This window comes from Streptomyces sp. NPDC056883, assembly GCF_042788835.1.
Lineage (GTDB): Bacteria > Actinomycetota > Actinomycetes > Streptomycetales > Streptomycetaceae > Streptomyces > Streptomyces stoeckheimensis.
This window is the reverse complement of sequence record NZ_JBHUBS010000010.1, coordinates 1-18,631: the sequence shown is the minus strand read 5'-3', so window position 1 is coordinate 18,631 and position 18,631 is coordinate 1. Positions and strand designations below refer to the sequence as shown.

At 75.6% G+C, this 18,631-nt stretch carries 7 protein-coding genes; 2 read left to right on the top strand and 5 right to left on the bottom strand.

All coding sequences use genetic code 11. From position 1 onward, the window contains the following. Positions 1-4: 4 nt before the first annotated feature. From ACFRU2_RS23630 to ACFRU2_RS23620, 3 genes are read right to left on the bottom strand one after another with little or no spacing between them, the layout of a single operon-like run. Positions 5-358: an acyl carrier protein gene (locus ACFRU2_RS23630; protein WP_382975226.1), complete on the bottom strand. Its 354-nt coding sequence runs from the start codon at positions 356-358 to the stop codon at positions 5-7. Further along, a complete protein-coding gene (locus tag ACFRU2_RS23625) occupies positions 348-5,345 on the bottom strand; it encodes a beta-ketoacyl synthase N-terminal-like domain-containing protein (protein WP_382975224.1) in 4,998 nt (1,665 codons plus the stop codon). The genes ACFRU2_RS23630 and ACFRU2_RS23625 overlap by 11 nt, the downstream gene beginning before the upstream one ends. Next, positions 5,338-13,665 carry an SDR family NAD(P)-dependent oxidoreductase gene (locus ACFRU2_RS23620; RefSeq protein ID WP_382975222.1) on the bottom strand — a complete coding sequence of 2,776 codons (8,328 nt, stop codon included), beginning with the start codon at positions 13,663-13,665 and terminating at the stop codon, positions 5,338-5,340. Before ACFRU2_RS23620 ends, ACFRU2_RS23625 begins: the two co-directional genes overlap by 8 nt. A 507-nt stretch (positions 13,666-14,172) precedes the next feature. On the opposite strand from ACFRU2_RS23620, the gene ACFRU2_RS23615 reads away from it, so the two are divergent. Beyond that, the gene (locus ACFRU2_RS23615; RefSeq protein ID WP_382975220.1) at positions 14,173-15,066 is read left to right on the top strand and encodes a LysR family transcriptional regulator; all 894 of its coding nucleotides are present in this window, start codon (positions 14,173-14,175) and stop codon (positions 15,064-15,066) included. A 137-nt stretch (positions 15,067-15,203) separates the two neighbouring features. Continuing rightward, a complete protein-coding gene (locus ACFRU2_RS23610; protein ID WP_382975218.1) occupies positions 15,204-16,502 on the top strand; it encodes a putative Ig domain-containing protein in 1,299 nt (432 codons plus the stop codon). Between the two features lie 54 nt (positions 16,503-16,556). Here ACFRU2_RS23610 and ACFRU2_RS23605 read toward each other — a convergent pair whose 3' ends face one another. Together ACFRU2_RS23605 and surE are read right to left on the bottom strand one after the other, a co-directional pair. Further along, complete coding sequence (locus tag ACFRU2_RS23605; RefSeq protein WP_382975216.1) at positions 16,557-17,273, bottom strand: 6-phosphogluconolactonase; 717 nt, start codon at positions 17,271-17,273, stop codon at positions 16,557-16,559. A gap of 85 nt (positions 17,274-17,358) precedes the next feature. Beyond that, positions 17,359-18,447 (bottom strand): 5'/3'-nucleotidase SurE, encoded by a 1,089-nt coding sequence (gene surE / locus ACFRU2_RS23600; protein WP_382975214.1) that lies wholly within the window; start codon positions 18,445-18,447, stop codon positions 17,359-17,361. Positions 18,448-18,631 lie beyond the last annotated feature (184 nt).

Genomic DNA, 18,631 nt, shown 5'->3' with positions numbered 1-18,631 from the left:
GGGATCAGCCGTCCGATCCGGTCGCGGCGGCTCCCGCCGAGACGCGGGTGAGGGGGGTGTGGGCGAGGGTCGTGTGGGTGAGGGAGGCGTGGGTGATCCGGCCGATGTGCGTGACGAGTTCGCCCACGGACATGGCGAGGATGCCGTCCATGTCCTTCTCGGACAGGAAGCCCATCAGGTCGACGCCGGAGCCGTAGCGGTGGTGGAGGAGTTCGGCGAGGGCGACGAACTCGATGCTCTCCAGGGCGAGGTCCTCGTTGAACGTCGTCTTCATCGTGACCTCGTCCGCGAGGAGGTGCTCGTCACCGACGATCTCCACGAGCATGCCGGTGATCTCGGCGAGGATGTCAGCTGCCATGACTGGTCTCCGTGAGGTGGAAGGGGACGGGGGACGGGGTCGCCGGCCGGTCAGTCCAGGCGATGACGTGGCCGGAGTGATCGGTGTGGCCGGTGTGGCCCGTGTTGCCGGTGTGGCCCGCATTGCCGGGCCGGCCACGAGGGTCGGGGTGGTCGAGTGGCGAGTCCGCGAGCAGGGTGGTGCGGACCGGGTACGGGTGCCCCTCCGGGGAGAGCACGCGCAGTTCGCCGGAGTCCGGGTCGCCGGTGGTCCGCCAGTCGCGCGGGCGGCCTCCGAGTCCGGTCCCGGCGGCCTTGGCGGCCGCCTCCTTGGCGCACCAGAGGGCGGTGAGCGCGGCCGGCAGTCCCGTGCCCTCCCGGGCCGCCAGCCGCTCGGCGAGGCCGAGTTCGCCCGGCGCCAGGGCGATGCGGATGAGCGCGTCCGGGTCGGTGGTCACCTGCTCCACGTCGATGCCGACCGGCAGGCCGGGGTGGGCGAGGGCGACGGCGATGCGGTCCTTGTGGGCGATCGTCAGCCGGACTCCCCCGGCCAGGGCTCCCCCGGCGAGGGGCCGCCCGGCCGCATCGTTGCCGATCGGCACCTCGGCCGGGAAGACCGGTCCGGCTCCGCCGTCCCAGAGCAGGTGGCGCAGCGCGTCCTTGGCGGCGATCCGGCCCAACAGCCAGGGCGCCCGGGCGCGCGGCGCGAGCCGCTCATAGGACGCGCGCTCGGCGGCGCCGAGGTAGCGGCGCATGACCAGCTCCTGCGAGGCCGGGTCGGTCCAGCGGCGCCGGGCCAGGCACCAGCCCTCGGGGCGGGGTTCCCCGATGCCGCAGACCTCCGGGGTGAACTTCATCGGCCAGACCCGCTCGTCGGCGCCGAAGCGGCGGTACGTCCAGCCGTCGATCCGGGCCCAGACCCGGCCGTCTGCCCGCACCAGCTCGATGTCCCCGCGCACGGTGACATCGCGGACCTCGCGGATCCGGGCCGTGGCCCCGACGAGCTCGTACGGGGCGGGCGGCGGCCCCGAGAAGCGGATGCCGTCCACGGTGGCCGGGAACACCAGCCGGTCCACGGGGAGCTTCAGCTGCATCCAGTGCCCGAAGAGCTGCCCGGCGGCATCGAGCAGCGCCCCCGGGTCGGGCAGCGCCCGCAGCACGCCGCGGATGCCGTCCGCGGCGACGGCCCGCACCTCGTGCACCCCGGCGAAGCGGGGGCCGTGGAACATCCACCGGTCCCGGTAGAGGGCCTCGGCGCTGACCGGGGCCGGCCGGGGTTCGCGCAGCGGGGTGGTGTCGGGGCCGGGCAGGGGCGCGTAGCGATCGCCGAGCAGCACGAACACGTCGGCGTACTCCCCGAGGGTGACGCGCACGCGGCCCGGTCCGGCGGGCCGTACGGTGACCTCCACGTCGAGGGCCGGCTCCACGGGGAGCCAGCGCAGGGCCCGTACGCGTTCGTAGCCGACGACGGCCAGGCCCGGCGGTGCGTCCCGCAGCGCTGCTTCGGCCGCCAGCTCCAGCGTGGTCGTCATGGGGACGACGGGGAACCGGTCGGAGTCCTCCGGCCAGCCTTCGGGCTGCAGGTAGACGCAGTGGTCCCGTACGTAGGGCAGCGCGGCGAGGGAGAGGTGCAGGGTGTGACTCCCGGAGCGGGCGCCGGGGCGGTGGTCGGGCCGCTCCGCGGTGTGCGGCGCGGGCTGCTTCGCGGTGTGCGGCTTGCCCTGCGGCGCGGTGTGCGGCTTGCTCCGCGGCGCGGTGTACGGCTCGGCCGGTGCTCCGGCGGGGGCCGCGTCCAGGGCGGAGAGCAGGACCGGCCGGGGGCCCGCGGACCCTGGGGGGCGCGGGGCGGGGGTGCGCGGGGCGGCAGGGGCCGAGGCGGCAGGAGCCGAGAGGGTCGAGGCCGCTGGAGCGGCCGAGAGGGTCGAGGCCGCTGGAGCCGACAGGGTTGAGGCGGCGGGAGCCGACGGGGTTGAGGCGGCGGGAGCCGACGGGGTTGAGGCGGCGAAGGCCGACGGGGTTGAGGCCGCGGGTGTCGGCGGGGTGGCGGGACTGGCCGGCCGGGTGGTGGTTTGGGGGAGGAGGCCGGCGAGGGTGGTGCGTGCGGCCTCGCCGAGGCGGACCAGCGGCGAGCCGAGGTCCAGGAGCACGCTGCGCCCTGCCGCGGGCGCTGCCGGTGGTCCGGCGGCTGCCCGGTCGGGACCTCCCGGCGCATCGGGGGCCAGCCGGTCCCAGCGCGGCGCGTGCCCTTCGGTCCACAGGGCGGCGCAGGTGCGCCGCAGGGCGGCGAGCCCAGTGAGCCGGGGCGAGGAGGCCGCCACCGCGAGGTGGGGGCGGTCGCGCAGGGTGTCCTCGACGAAGCCCGGGAGGCTTCCCGGGCCCAGCGTGACGAAGCCGCGGACGCCCGCGTCCTCGTACAGCCGGAGCGTCAGCTCGCGGAACCGGACCGGCTCCAACAGATGGCGGACCACGAGCTCGCGCACCGCCTCGGGCTCCGGAGGGAACGGCCCGCAGGTGGTCGCCGACCAGACGGGCAAGGTGCCGGGCTGGAGCGGCAGTCGGGCGAAGGCGGCACGGACCTGTCCGAGGTAGGGCTCCCACATGGGGGTGTGGAAGCCGGAGCGGAAGGGGAGTTCCTGGCCGAGGACGCCCTCGGCCTTCAACCGGTCCACAACCGTGGCCACTTCGGCGCGATCGCCGCAGATCACCGACTGGTGGGGGCAGTTGTCATGGCTGACCACCACCCCGTCCAGTCCGTGCAGCGCGGCCTCCGCCCGGCGGGTCCCGCATCCCAGCGCCGCGTAGACCAGGTCCGGCACCTTCACCGATCCGGGGCGCAGCGAGTCCAGGAAGGTGTCGGCCGCGTCCTGCCGGTACATCCCGGCGGTCACCATCGCCGCCCACTCCCCCAGGCTGTGCCCCGCCAGCACTTCGGCCCGGATCCCGACTTCGGGCAGGGCCCGGGCGAGGAAGCGGCCCGTGGCGATGGCGTCCAGGGCGCGTTCCGTCAGCTCCTCGCCCCCGGTCAGCCGGGGCCGCTCCAGCCCGAGCCGGTCCGCGACGTCGTCCAGCGCCGGGGCGAACTCCGGCTCCAGGCCCGGGAACAGGAACGCCAGCCGGCCGCCCAGCGGCTCGGGCGTGAACCACACCTCACCGCGCCCCCGCCACGCCCGGCCGCGCGCCACGACCTTCGCGGCCAGCGCGAGCCGCTGGGGCGTGGGACCGACGACCGCGAGCCGGCAGGGCCCGTCTCCGCCGGACACCGGGGATCCGGACGCCAGCCGGTCCGCCAGGTCCGTCGCGTCGGAGGCCGCCAGCAGCAGCACCTCCTCCCGTGCGGGCGCCCCCATCGGCGCGGGCTGGTCGCCCAGGGGCAGGAACCGGCGTACGGGCGCGGGCGCCGGTCGCGCGGCTGCCGGTCGCGCGGGCGCCGTCCGGTTCGAGGACGCGGCGCGGCGCGCGGCGCCGGGAGCCTCCTCCAGCACCACGTGGGCGTTGATGCCGCCGAAGCCGAAGGCGTTCACCCCGGCGCGGCGCGGCGCCGGCCCGCGTTCCCACGGCCGGGCCGCCGTCACCGGCCGCATCCGGGTCCGGGCCAGGCCGGGGTGCGGCTCCTCCAGGTGCAGGGTCGGCGGCAGCACCCCCTCGTGCACCGCGAGCGCGGCCTTGATCAGCCCGGCCATGCCGGAGGCCTGCATGGTGTGGCCGAGCATCGACTTCACCGAGCCGAAGCCGATCGCGTTCCCGGCGTCCGGGCCGGTGTCGATCCCGGACCCCGTTCCGCCGCCCACGGAGGGTCCGAACACCTGGGCCAGAGTGTCCAGTTCGGCGGCATCACCCACCGGGGTCCCGGTCCCGTGCGCCTCCAGCAGTCCCAGCGCGCCGGGCGCCCGCGGATCGAGACCGGCCTCTCGCCAGGCCCGTTCCAGCGCCCGCACCTGGCCCGCGACGAGCGGGCTCATCAGGCTCGCCGCCTTGCCATCCCCGGCCACGCCGGTGCCACGGATCACCGCGTAGATCCGGTCGCCGTCGCGCTCCGCGTCGGCCAGCCGCTTCAGCAGCACCACTCCGGTGCCCTCGGACAGCAGGGTTCCGTCGGCGCGCCGGTCGAAGGGCCGGATCCGCTCGCTGGGGCTCAGGGCGCGCAGCTGCGTGAAGACGCTCCACAGGGTGGCGATGTGGCAGTGGTGGACGGCCCCGGCGACCACCACGTCGCAGCGCCCGCCGGCCAGCAGCCCCACCGCCTGGTCGACCGCCAGCAGGGAGGAAGCGCAGGCCGCGTCCAGGGTGTACGCCGGTCCGTGGAAGTCGAGCCGGTTGGCGGTCCGGGCGGCCGTGAAGCTCGGTACGAGTCCGATCGACGCGTCGGGCCGTTCGGGGCCCAGGGCCTGCTGGAAGGCGGAGCGCACCTCGGCGATCCGCCGCTCATCGAGTTCGGGCGCGAGCTCCCGCAGGGTGTGCGCCAACTGGTGTGCGGTGCGCACGCGTTGATCCAGCCGGGCGGTGGCCACCCCCATGAACCCGCCGCGCCCCAGCACGATGCCGATCCGCGAGCGGTCGGCCGGGAGGCGGCTTTCGCCCCCCGCGTCGGCGATGGCCTCGGCCGTGGCCTGCAGGGCGAGCATCTGGTCCGGTTCGGCTCCTTCCACGGTGGCCGGCATGATGCCGAACCGGGTCGGGTCGAAGGCGGCGAGCCCGTCCACGAAGCCCCCGCGCCGGCAGTAGAACCGGTCGCCGGATACCGGTCCGGTGGCGCCGTCCGGGTCGTAGTACACCTCGGGGTCCCACCGCCCGGGCGGGACGTCGCCTATGCAGTCCGTACCGGCCAGGAGGTTGCGGCGGTACGCGGCGAGGTCGGCGGCGCCCGGGAACACGGCGCCCATCCCGACGATGGCCGCATCGGTGGGCCGCGGGCCGCGGTGATGCCGCCGGCCGCCCTGGCCCTGCGGCCTGCCCTGGCTCTGGCTCTGGCTCTGGCTCTGCGCCTGGTTCTGTCGATGGCGGTCAGCCACGCCGCTCACTCCCCTCGTGCCCCTCGCGCCCCTCGGCCGCCATCAGGACCACCTGTACGTCGGTCCCGTGTGCGAGTTCGGCCAGGAACGCCGCGCCGCCCTCCTCCGGGGCGATGAGCGGAATGCCGCGGCGGGTGTACGCACGTGCCAGTTCGGGGCTGACCATCCCGCCCGCCTCTGCGGCCCAGGGACCCCAGTCGACGGACAGCACCCGGCCCGGGAAGTCCTCCGCCCAGAGGTGCGCGAGGCCGTCGAGGGCGTCGTTGGCGGCGGCGTAGTCGGTCTGGCCCCGGTTTCCGTACACGCCCGCCACGCTGCCGAACAGGGCGAGGAAGCGGGGCGCGGGCGCCGCGCCGTGCTCGGCCGCCGCGGCGGCGAGGTGGCGGGCTCCGGCCACCTTCGTGGTGAACACCTCGGCGAAGGCGGCGGGTTGCTTGTCCCGGAGCAGTCCGTCGCTCAGCATCCCGGCTCCGTGCACGATCCCGTCCAGCCGGCCGTGGCGGGCCCGTACGGCGGCCACGACGGCGCGTACCGCCTGCTCGTCCGTGACGTCCGCGCAGTGGTAGCCGACGGACGCGGCCACGGTCGCGAGTGCGGCCAGGGTGGCCCGTACCTCGCGTTCGGCGAGGATCCGCGAGGCCGCGGCCTCGATCTCCGCGGGGGTGCGCAGGCCGGTGGCGATCAGTGCGGCGCGCAGGGCGACCCGGTCGGTCGCGTGCCCGAACTCATCCGACTCGGCGGCGGGTTGCGGGGTACGCCCCATGAGCTCTACGTGGCATCCGGTGGCCGTGGCGAGGGCCAGGGCGGTCCGTGCGGTGATCCCGCGGGCCCCGCCGGTGAGCAGGACCACCGAGCCTGCGTCCAGGGGCGGTGTCCCGTCGCCGGGGACGAGCGGTGCGGGGACCGGCCGGGGGGTGACCCGTAGGCCGTCGGCGGTGTAGACGACGGAGGCGAGCGCCTCCACGGGCGGGGTGCCGTCGGCCGGTTGGGCCGGTTCGGCGGGCTCGGCGGGTTCGCAGCTCAGCTCGGCGAGGAGCTGCGCCGCGATCCGCTCGGGATCCTCCTTGGCGTGGACTTCCACGGCGCGGATCAGCCGGCCGGGGTATTCGAGGGAGGCGCTGCGGGCGAAGCCGTGCACTCCCGCTCCGGCGGACTCGCCCCGGGCGGTGACCAGGAGGAGCCGGTGCACACCGCCGGTGAGGGCCCGTTGCAGCCCGGGAAAGGCCTCGGGCAGGACGGGCGGCGCTCCCGGCCGCAGGGCGGACAGGTCGAGGACGGCGTCGAACCCGGCTTCGGCCTGGGCTAGTTGCCGTACGTCCACCCCCCGGGCCCGGAGGGCGCCTGCGACCGCGGGCCCGACGCCCTGGCCGTCTCCGAGGTCCCCGACGACCCCGATCCGCAGACCCCGCAGGACCTCCGGGTCCCCGGGGGCGGGCGGCAGCGTCTGCAGGTCCACCCGGAGGCGGTCGAGCGCGGGCGGGGCCGTTGCCGCGGCCCCCGCTTCAGCGGCGGGGGCCTCCGGGTGGGCGGTGTGGCCGGAGACCCAGTCCACGATGCCGCGCAGGGTCTTGATCCGGGACAGCTCCTCGATCGCGGACTCGGCGGAGCCGCCCGGGTCTTGGGGCAGACCGATCCGGTCGGCCAGGGCGCCGATGATCTCGACCCGCTTGATGGAGTCGATGGACAGGTCCGCCTCCAGGTCCAGCTCGGGAGCGAGCATGTCCCGGGGGTATCCGGTCCGGGTGTGGACGATCTCCACGATCACGTCCATCACTTCCTCGGAGGAAGGCGGCCCCCCAAGGCCCGCGTCCCCGCCCACAGAACCCCGACCGTCACCCCCGGGCAGACCACCCCCCGAGACCGCCCCGGCGGGCGCCCCCGCACCTGCGGCCGCACCACCGGGCATCCCGGAACCCGAGACCGCGCCACCCGGCATCCCCACCCCCGAGGCCGCGCCACCCGGCATCCCCGCATCTACCGCCACGCCGCCGGCGAACCCGGAGCCCGGGAACGCGCCACCGGGCGCCCCGCCGCCCGGGGCAATGCCGCCGGGCATCCCCGGATCTGCGGCCACGCCGCCGGCGAACCCGGAACCCTGGAACCCGCCGCCGAGCGTCCCGACGCCCGGGGCCATGCCGCCGGGCATGCCCGAACCCGGGATCCCGGGTTCGGCAGCCCCGACGTGGGCCGGCCACGGGCCGGCTCCGCCGGGGACCGGGGCCGCGTCTCCGCCGTGGGTGGCGGACCAGGCGGCGTCGGTACCTCCGGCCAGGCCCGCGCCGTCGGGCCCGGACTCCGCCCGTGCATACGGAGCGGCTGCGTCCGCGAACGCCCGGGGGCCGCCGGGCTGTCCGGCACCCCAACCCCCGCCCTCGGCGGCCGTCGGCCACGGGCCGGCGTCCCCGGCGCCGCGCACGGGACCCGTCGGAGCCACGCCATGGACCGGTCCCCCCTGCATGCCTCGGTCGTCCGGTCCGGCACCGGCCCAGTAGGCGGGGCCGACGCCGTGGTCCGCACCGACTGCGGACCCGGACCAGGCGCCATCGGCACCCCCCGGCAGGCCTTGGCCGTCCGGCCGGGGCTCGGCCCGGAGGGCAGCCGGAGCCGCGCTCGGGAGCATCCCCGGGGCTCCACCCGCCCCCTGCGGTCCCTCGTGGCCGTGGAGGGCGCCGGAGGTGGAGGGCCGGATCGCGGCGGCCGGGCCGGTGGCCGTGCGGTACCCGGGTACGACCGGGTCGGATCCGGTCCACGGCGGTGCCGTCGAGGCCAGGTAGCCCATCATCACGTCCCGCTGCGCCTGTACCAGTTCGCGCGAGCCCCGGAGGTACTCCAGGACCGCCTCCTCACGGCGGTCGGCCGGAGCAGGCGCAGCGTGCTCGGCCGGGTGGCCGGAGCCCGCGACCGCCCACGCGGGCGGGCCCGGCAGCGGCTCGAGGCCCGCGCCGAGGGAGCCGTTCGCGGTCCGGAGCTGTTGGCCGTCCCCACCCCGGCCGACGGAACCGGCCACCGGAAGCCCGGCCCGGCCGTTCGACGCGTCCCCGGGCCCGCCCGTCGAGCCCCCCAGCGGACCGGAACCCACACCCGGGCCCCCGCGCGGCAGCCAGTGCCCGCCCCCTGCCGGACCGCTGCTCCCCACGGGACCGGAACCCCCACCCGCGCCGGCGCCCGCACCCGGCAGCCAAGGCCCGCCTGCGCCCGGGGCCGCGCCGTGCCCGTTGCTCACGAAGCGGCCGTTCTCGTGCGCGGCCACCGGGACCCCCTCCCGGGCGGGGGTCCCGGCCGAGCCCCACGCGTCGGGCACCCCGTTCCCCCCGGCCCCCGGGTCGCCGGCGCCCTTCGCCGGTTCGGTGCCGTTCATCGGCTGTGTCATCTGGTGGGCTCCCTTTCCTTCGGATACCGCGACGTGGACCCGGCGGGCCGGGCGGAGGCCGCCGGGGACGGGGTTGCCGTCCCGGGTGCGGACCAGGTGGCCGTCGACCAGCCAGCCCGGGCGGCGCGGAGCGCGCTCGGGGAGCCGTCGGGTGCGGCCGCGGAACAGGGCTTCCGGCGCCACCGGCACGCCGGCCGCCGCCAGTTCCGCCAGCGCCGTGACCAGGCGGAGCAGCCCGTGCTCGCCCGGCACGTCCAGCGGCACCACCGTGTGCGGCCGGTCGCGCAGGATGCGGCCGACCAGGCCGGACAGGACGCGGCCCGGCCCGGCTTCCACGAAGGTCCGTACTCCGGCCGCGTACATGTGTTCCACCTGCTCCACGAACCGGACCGGCTCGGCGACCTGACGGGCCACCAGGTCCCGTACCGCATCGGCGGTCGCCGGGTAGGGGCCGGCCGTCGTGTTCGACCAGACCGGGACGGCCGCGTCGGCCAGTTCCGTCCCGGCGAGTTCCTCGGCCAGGGCCGTGGCCGCCCCCGCGACGACCTCGCTGTGGAAGGCGCAGGCGACGGGGAGCGGGGACGCCGACAGTCCCGCGTCCCGCAGGGCGGTCACCGCCTCGGCCACGGCGGCGGCAGGCCCCGAAATCACGCACTGCCGGGGTGCGTTGTGGTTCGCGATCACGCACCCGGCCCGTGCGGCGATCTCTCGCACCTCCTCCGGCGCGGCCGTCACCGCCGCCATCGAGCCCGGATCCGTCCCGGCGGCCGCGACGATGGCTTCGGCCCGGCGCGCGCTCAGCCGGAGCAGGCTCTCCTGGTCCCACACCCCCGCCGCCCATAGTGCGGTGAGTTCTCCGTACGAGTGCCCGGCGACGCAGTCCGGGCGTACGCCCAACTCCCCGAGCAGCAGGTGCGCTGCCGAGCCCGCCAGCCCGAGGGCCGGCTGGGCGACCCGGGTGTCGGTGACCGCGGCCCGCTGGGCGGTCCGCCCCTGCGCGGTGAACGCCGCCGGGGGGAACATCGCGGAGACCACCGTGCGCGGCGCCGCGTCGAGGAGTTCCCGCAGCCGGGGGAAGGCGGTGAACAACTCTCCGAACATCCCGGGGCGTTGACTGCCCTGACCGGGGAAGAGGAAGGCCACCTGCCCGGGCTCCGCCGATTCCTCCCGTACGTGGACGCCCTCGCCCGGGGTGAAGGCCCGCGCCCGCTCCAGCCGGGCCGCGAGCTCGTCCAGTTCGGCGGCGACGACCGCGACCCGTACGGCGCCGGTGCCGGCCGAGGCCTCGGCCGCGAGGTCCCGCAGCGCCCACGGGCGCCCGGCCGCGTCGTTCTCCTCCAGCCGGGCCGCCAGTCGGGCCATCGCCCGGCCCGCGGCACGCCGGTCCTCGCCGCGGAAGCAGAACAGTTCGGCCGGCCATTCCTCCTGTCCGTGCCGGGGCTCCTCGGCTCCCGCGTAACCGGTCAGCACCGCGTGGTAGTTCGTGCCGCCGAAGCCGAAGGCGCTGACTCCGGCGATCCGTCGCTCGGCGGGCACCGCCCACGGCCGGGCGCCGGTGTCGAAGGTGAAGGGGCTGCTCTCCGCGTTCCAGGCGGGGACCGGTGCGTCGAGGTGCAGGGTGGGCGGCCGTACGCCCGAGTGGACCGCCCGGACCGCCTTGATCAGTCCGGCCAGCCCGGCCGCACACTTGGTGTGCCCGATCTGGGATTTCACCGACCCCAGCGCGCAGCCTCCGGGAGCGGCGCCCGACTCGGTGAACAGGGAGGTCAGTACGGCCAGTTCGGTGGTGTCGCCGACCACGGTGCCGGTGCCGTGCGCCTCGATCAGGCCGACCTCGGCGGGGCTGATCCCGGCCCGTTCGTAGGCCCGGTCCAGGGCCCTGCGCTGCCCCTCCGGCCGGGGTGCGGTCAGGCCGAGGGAGCGTCCGTCGCTGGCCGCTCCGACCGCCTTGATCACGGCGTAGACCCGGTCGCCGTCCCGTTCCGCGTCCGCGAGCCGCTTCAGCACCAGGGCGCCCACCCCCTCCCCGAGGGCGATCCCGTCGGCGGCCGCGTCGAAGGGGCGGCAGCGGCCCGCCGGGGACAGTGCGCGGACGGAGGAGAACAGCAGGTAGTCGTTGATGCCGTTGTGGACGTCGGCGCCGCCGCACAGCACCATGTCGCTGTCCTTGTCGCGCAGTTGGCGACAGGCGAGGTCGAGCGCGGCCAACGAGGAGGCGCATGCGGCGTCGACGGTGCAGTTCGCGCCGCCGAGGTCCAGCCGGTTGGCGACCCGGCCCGCGATGACGTTGGCGAGCACCCCGGGGAAGGAGTCCTCGGTGAGCCGCGGGAGCTGTTCGTCCAGTTCGGGAGGGAGCTCGCCCAGGTATCCGGGGTACAGGGCGCGCAGCCCGTACGCGCCCGCCAGCTCGGTGCCGGCCTCCGCGCCGAACACGACCGAGGTCCGGGACCGGTCGAACTCCCGGTCCTTGCCGTACCCGGCGTCCGCCAGGGCCCGCGCCGAGATCTCCAGGGCGAGCAGTTGCACCGGCTCGATCCCGGCCAGCGAGGCCGGCGGGATGCCGTGCGCGAGGGCGTCGAAGGGCATCGGACCGAGGAAGCCGCCCCAGCGGGACGGGGTGCGTTCCCCGGCCCGTGCCGGGTCGGCGTCGAAGTGCAGTTCGGTATCCCAGCGTTCGGCCGGGACCTCGGTCACGGCGTCGCTCCCGTCCAGGATCCGCGCCCAGTAGGCGGCGAGGTCCGGTGCGCCGGGGTAGGCGCAGGCCATGCCGACGACGGCGACGTCCAGCGGATCGGGCCGCGCGACGCCCCAGGCGCCGGCCGTCGCGGCCGCCCGATCGCCCTCGGGCTGCCGACCGGCGAGTTCCCGGGCCCGCCGGTCGAGCAACTCGGTGGCACCTTCGGTGACTTCGGCGTGCAGGGCGGCGACCGTGGTGGTCCCGGAGCGCAGGGTGGCGGCCTGTCCGAGCATGAACAGCCCCTCGGAGCCCTGCTGTTCCTCGTCCACGGACTCCAGCCCGTCGCCCTCGGCCCCGCGGCGCAGTCCCTTGCTGGCGATCCGGAGCCTCCCCAGGTTGAGCCGCTCCAGCTCCTCCCACACCTCGCGCGGCTCGGCGCCGCCCTCGGCGAGCCGCTGCCGGGTGGCCTCGAAGGTGTCCACGTAGGGGGTGACCGCGCAGCGGGTGGCGTGTCCGGGCGCGGTGTGCAGCAGCACGGTGTCCGCGCACTCCAGCGCCGCCCGCTGGAAGCGGGGAAGGACCGCGCCCGCCGCCACCGCCTCCTCGGTGAAGAGGTAGGCGGTGCCCATGAGCAACCCGACGCGCGCACCCCGTTCGGCCAGCGGGGCCGCCGCGGCGGCAGCCATCGCGGCGGAGCGGGCGTCGTGGATCCCGCCGGCGAACAGCACGTCCAGGGCGGCCGGTTCGGGGCAGGCGAGCAGCAGCTCGATCTGCTCCTCCCACAGCGGGAACGAGGCGCGCGGCCCGACGTGGCCCCCGCATTCCAGCCCTTCGAACACGAACCGCCGTGCCCCGTCGGCGAGATACCGCTCCAGCAGGCCCGGCGAGGGCACGTGCAGATGGGTTCGGGTCCCGGCGGCCTCCAGCGGGGCCGCCTGCCCCGGGGTGCCGCCCGCGATGATCGCGTACGGCGGACGCACCTCGGCGACGGCCTCGAGCTGCTCGGCCCGCAGCTCGGCCGGGGCGAAGCCGAGCATGCCCACCCCCCAGGGCCGCTCGCCGAGCCGTTCGGCGGTCTCGGCGAGGAGCCGGCGCACCTGCGGCCCCTCCATGACCGCGAGCGCCAGATAGGGGACCCCGCCCCCGGCGGCCACCGCTTCGGCGAAGGCCGCCTGGTCGCTGACCCGGGTCATCGGCCCCTGCGCCACCGGGAGCGGTCGCCCCGGGCCGTGGCCGCCCCCCAGCGGCCGGGCCCGTACGACGGCCGCCAGGTGTCCCGCGACGGCCGACCGGATGCCCTGGAGGATGCCTCCGGTCGTCCGGTGGCGGGCGGCCAGCCGGGCCGCCGAGGCCCCGTCCTGCCCGACCGGGAGCAGCTGCGTGCGCAGGTCCCGGGCACCGAGCAGGGGGGCGACCGGGCCCTGCGGCGGGGTCAGGTCGGGGCGCGCGTACACCCGGTGGCCCCGCAGCAGTCTGGTCTCGGAGCCGTCCATGGCCCGTACGGCCGCGGCCACTTCGGCGGGCAGCCCGGCTTCCCCCTCGGGCGTGAGGGCCAGTTGTACGTCGACCACCACCCCGGCGGCTCCGCCCGCGACGGCCGCGGCCGCGGTGTGCGGCCCGATCCCGCCGCAGGCCCGTACGGGCAGTCCGAACGCGGGGTCCGCGAGCAGCTGTTGGAGGAGCACGAAGGTGGTGGTCCCGCCCACCCGGCCGCCCGCCTCGTGCCCCTTGGCCACGAGTGCCTCCACCCCGGCGGCCGTCGCGGCCAGGGCCTCGGCCGGATCGGTGATCTCGGCCCACACCCGGGGCCGTCCGGCGGCGGCCGCCCAGCCGGCCACCCCGTCCGGGGTGTGCTGCGCGGGGTCGGCGAGCAGCACGGTGTCCACCTCGGCCGGCAGCTCCCCGGGCGATACGGGGCAGCCCGCGGGCACCCGTACTCCGTAGCGGCCGGCTCCGAGGCGCCGCGCGATCTCGGCCATGGCGCGTCGCGCGGACCCGGAGTCCCGGCCGAGGTCGAGCAGGCCCAGGGCGCCGGCGCGCTCGGCGGCGGTGACGATCCGCGGGTTGGGCTCCTCGAACGGGCTGACCGCGACGACCAGGTCGCGGTCGCCGGCGCGGAGCCGCCCGGGCTGCCGGGGCTGCCCGGGCGGCCGGGCCGAAGCCGACGGATCGGGCAGCTCGGAGGACGACGGCTCGCTCCGCTCCCCCGGCGGGGACGGCCGGGGCGGAAGGGCGCGCAAGGGCTGGGGGGACGGCTCGGGCTGGGGGGACACGGACGCTCCTCTTCCAGTGCTGTGTGACATGGCGCAGTGCGGGACGGAAGACGGGGGAGGCGACAGCAGGTGTGCGGGAAGGACGGCGGACGACACGCCCTCCCGCTGGGGGATCCGAGGTGGGCGATCCGCGAAACGGCCGGGCGATCCGGCGGGGACAGGGTTGAGCAGTGGTCAAATTCCCTGTTGCCGGGATGCATCGTGCGGTGACGGCCCTGCACTGTCAACGGTGTTGCGGCGCCGTTCACTTCGCGCCCCGGACGGCCCCCACCCACTCCGACGGCCCCCCGTACATGGCGTCGGCGCACTCCCGCCGAGGCCGTGACCTGCGGTGTCGTGCCCGATCGGTCCGCCTTCGGACCACCGGCCGTCGTTCCGCATCGGCGCGGGCTCATGCCGCATGGGTATGAGTTGTCACCGGTCCGGCATGAGCACCTTTGCGAAGTCTGACGGTTGTTCACCCGACGCGGTCTTACAGGTACACCCTTGCCCGGTTACCGTCCGGTCATGACCCCCACCCTCGCCCAGCTCCGCTACCTCGTCGCCGTCGCCGACTGCCGTTCCATCACCGGCGCGGCCGCCTCCGTCTTCGTCGCCCAGTCCGCCCTGTCCCGAGCCGTCCAGGCCATGGAACGCGACCTCGGGGTCGATCTCCTCGCCCGCCGGGGAAGGGGGGTGGACCTCACACCGGAAGGGGCCCGGGTCGTCCGGCTGGCCCGCACCGTGCTCGACGCGGTGGAGGCCATCGACGACATCGGCACCCCCCACGGACTGGGCGCCAGGGCCGCCCTGTCCCTGGTCACCACCCCCACCCTGGCCCTCGACCTGGCCTCCGAGCTCATCCACACCTTCACGGAGCGGCACCCCGGCCTCGACGTGAGACTCCACCAGTACGACAGCCGCGAGGCGGTGGTCCAGGAACTCACTCAGGGGCGGGCGGAGTTGGCCCTCGTCGACCTCCCCCTCGACCAGGAGCTCTCCACCCACTTCATCCAGGAGCGCGAGGTGGTGCTCATCTCCCCCGTGGGGTCCGCACTGCCCGACCCGCTGCCGTTCCGCGCGCTCGACGGGCTCCCGATGGTGCTGCCCACGCCCGGGACCGGCCGGCGCACCGAGATGGAGGCCATGTTCAGCTGTCTGGGCGTGCGGCCGGTGCCCTGCATGGAGGTGGACGAACGCCTCGGCTGGGTGACCGGGGTGACCGACGGCCGGGGCTCCCTCATCTGGTACCGCGACGTGGTCGCCAGGGCCTTCGGCAGCCGGGCGGAGGTACGTTCCTTCACCCCGCCCCTCCTGCGCCCGGTGGGCATCGCGCACGCCCGTCGGCCGCTGAGCCGCGCGGCCCGCGCCTTCATCGCGCACTCCCGGCACAAGGCCCCCGTACGGGAGCCCTCCCGATGACCGCGCGGGCCACGTCCGGGCGGGCCGGCCAGAGGCCCCTCCGGACGGCCGGACATGCCCGCCCGGCATTGAACGATGCTCAAAGGGAGGCCGATTGACCCTGGCGCCGGAACCTGAGTCCCCCTCACATGGTGGGCATGTTACGACTACTCCTCACACCCCCGCGCGCCGCCGCCCTCGCCACCGCGGTCCTCGCCACGGCCCTGCCGGCCGCGGCCTGGCTGACCGGACCGGCCGCCGGTCCCGCCGACGCGGCCGTCCTGACGCCCCTGTCCGCGCCCCTGTCCGGCGCGGGCGCTGCTGCCGCCGCTCCCGAGCGCAAGTGCACCCTCCCCGGAGGGCTGGCCGAGCTCAGCGGGCTCGCCATGAGCCGCAAACACCCCGGCGTCTTCTACGCCGTCAACGACAGCGGGAACACCAACCAGGTCTTCGCCATCGACTGCAACGGCGCCACCGGCCAGCTCAAGGCCACGTACACGGTCTCGGGGGTCGGCAACACCGACTGGGAGGGGCTGGCCATCGGCAAGGACTCCTCGGGCCGCCCCGCGATCCTGGTCGGCGACATCGGAGACAACTTCGGCAATCGCGCCGAGATCACCGTGCACTCCTTCACCGAGCCCGACCAGCTCGCCAACGCCTCGGTGACGCCCGTGACGTACCGCTTCTCCTACCCCGACGGGAGGCACGACGCCGAATCCCTGCTCACCGACCCCGTCACCGGCCGGATCCACATCGCGAGCAAACTCATCGGAGCGGCAGGCCAGTTGTACCAGGCGCCGCTGTCACCGGTCCCCGGGCAGCTGAGCACCCTGACCGCCGTCCGGCCGGGCCCGGTCTTCGCCACCGACGGCGCGTTCTCGCCCTCGGGGGCCTCGTACACCCTGCGCAGCGGCGGGCCGATGGGGGCCAACACGGCCTCGGTGTACGACACCGCGGGCACCAAGCTCGCGGACGTGGCCCTGCCCGCGCAGTCGCAGGGCGAGACGGTGACGTACCTCGACTGCACCAGTCTGCTCGTCGGCTCGGAGAACGACACCCAGATCTGGCGCGTCCCGCTGCCCCCGGAGGCCACACCGGGCTGCGGCGGCACACCGACGCCGACACCCACCCCGACGCCCACCCCCACCCCGACACCGACTCCCACGCCCACCCCGACCCCCACTCCGACCTCGGCCGAGCTGAAGCTGGTCAGCCCCGGCCCGCAGAGCTGCAAGTTCAACCAGAACTGCACCATCCAGCTCACCACCACCGGCGGAAAGCCTCCCGTCCGCTACACCGCCACCGGACTCCCCTGGGGCCTGACCCTCGACGCCAACACCGGCCGCATCACCGGCAAACCCTGGGCCACCGGAACCATCCAGATCACCGCCACCGCCACCGACACCACCCCGGCCACCGCCACCACCACCTTCCCCCTCACCCTCACCTGGTTCTGAAGGAGCCCCGAGGGCGGACCCCGGACCACCCGGGATCCGCCCCTCGCCACCGGGTCAGCCCAGCCTCGACGCCGCCTCCCGGTCGGCGACGACGACGAGGTTGGGGTGCGTGCGCAGGATCGTTGCCGGGAAGTCGGTCGAGATCTCCCGCTCCAGCATGCCGGCGAGGGCGTCCGCCTTGGCGGCGCCGCTCACGATCAGCACGAGGCGCCGCACCTTGGCGAGCATGGCCGCCCCCATCGTCACCACGTGCGAGGGGACCTCCGTGGGGTCGGGCAGCAGCCGCAGGGCGTCCTCGTACCAGGGATAGGAGTCCTTGAGCTCGTAGGTGTAGGTCTCCTGGTCGAAGCGGGTGGCGTACGGCATGTTGCCGCAGAAGTGGCCGTCCGCGCCGAGCCCGATGAGCATCAGGTCCAGCCCGCCGTTCCCGTGCAGCTCCCGGGCCACGGACGCGTGATCGGCGACCGTGAGCGGGTGGATGTTGGCCTCCGGCACTCCACCGGGCCCGTAGAGGTGCTCGTACAGCGCGGAGAGGGTCAGTCCGCGCTCCCTCCCGGCGAGCGGCACCTCGTCGAAGGTGTAGAAGTGCACGTCGGAGAAGGCACCGGGGTTCCCGCGCAGCCGCTCGGTGACGATCTCGTACGTGCCCGCGGGGCTGGCGCCCGCGGTGAGGGCCATGTTGACCCGCCGGTCGTGCAGCATCTCGCCGAGGACGATGTCGGCAGCGGTGCGGCTGAGGTCCGCGTAGTCCCGCGCGATGACCATCTTCATGGGGCGTTCCGTTCTCGTGGCTCGTGGCTGGTGACGCGTGACGCGTGGATCTGACGTGCGCGTGGATCTGACGCGCACGTGGGGCTCAGGAGCGGGGGGCGGACTTCTTCACGTACTGCTCGGTCTTCTTCAGCTGCTTCTTCGCGTCGACCGTGGTGCCGTACGTACGGTCCGAGGTGACGGCGGTGACCGAGACGGCGCCGCCGAGGGCTGCCGTGGAGTCGGCGTCCGGGCGGCCTTCCACGCATTCCGCGCTGCCGGGGTTCGCCGACGCGCAGTCGCCGAGGGCGATGTCGAAGCCGTCCCCGGCGCCCTTCCGTACGTAGCCGTGGTAGGCGTACGCGCCGGAGCCGACCCGGGTACAGACCGGCGGCCGGGCCTGCGCGCCCGCGCTGATGTCGGGGTGGTCCACCTTGAGGGCGAACGCGTCGGTGAGCAGCCGGTGTTCCTTCAGTCCGGCGAGGAACTCCGCGCCGAACCGGGCGGTGGCCCGGTAGTTCTCCACGGGGTGCGTGCTCATGTCCGCGTTCGCGGAGGCGCTGAAGGCCACGGCCGGGACGCCGATGTCGATGGCGGCGATGGCGGCTCCGACGGTGCCGGAGTCGTTGACCGAAGAGCTCACGTTGAGGCCGGAGTTGATGCCGGTGACCACCAGGTCGGGGGCGCCGCTCCAGCCCGCCTTGGCGGCGAGTCCGCCGCGCAGGGCCAGTTTGACGGTGTCGGCGGGGGTCGCGCTCGGTGTGTCGGGGCCGCAGGGGCCGTCCGCCAGGCAGACGCCGAAGACCGGGGCGCCCGAGGGTGCGCCCGCGCAGTCGTTCTCGTAGCCGGCCGGCATCCGCTCCCGCTGCTGGACGGTCAGTACGCCGTGGTTGGTGACGGCGGTTCCGCGCCCGCTCTGCACCTGCCACGGTGCCATGACCACGACGTCGGCTCCGGCGGCGCAGAGTGCGCGGCGCATCTCGTAGGCGCCGAGTCCGTCGGAGTGGTTGGGCTTGGCGGCCTGGATGCCGTCGTCGTTGGAGATGAGGATCCGCATCCCGTCCAGCGGCCCCGCCCCGGACGCCCGCGCGGGCGGGGCCGTCGACGTGGAGCCGGCCGATGCGGCGGCCCCGGTGGTGGCGGCGAGCGCGCACGCGGCGGCCACGGCCAGGAGTTTGCGTTGAACGGAGCCCATGGGGGCCTCCCCTTCGGTGAATCGACCCTTCGGCGGATCGCGACGTCCCGAGCCCGGGAGGCAGCGCCTAGGCCGTCTCTTTCGGATCCTGCCGGTCAGGCCCGCGTCGTCCGGTGCCGTGCCTCGCCGCGCTGCCGGGTCTCCCGCGTACTGGACGTACTCGGGTGACCCGGCAGTGCGGCGA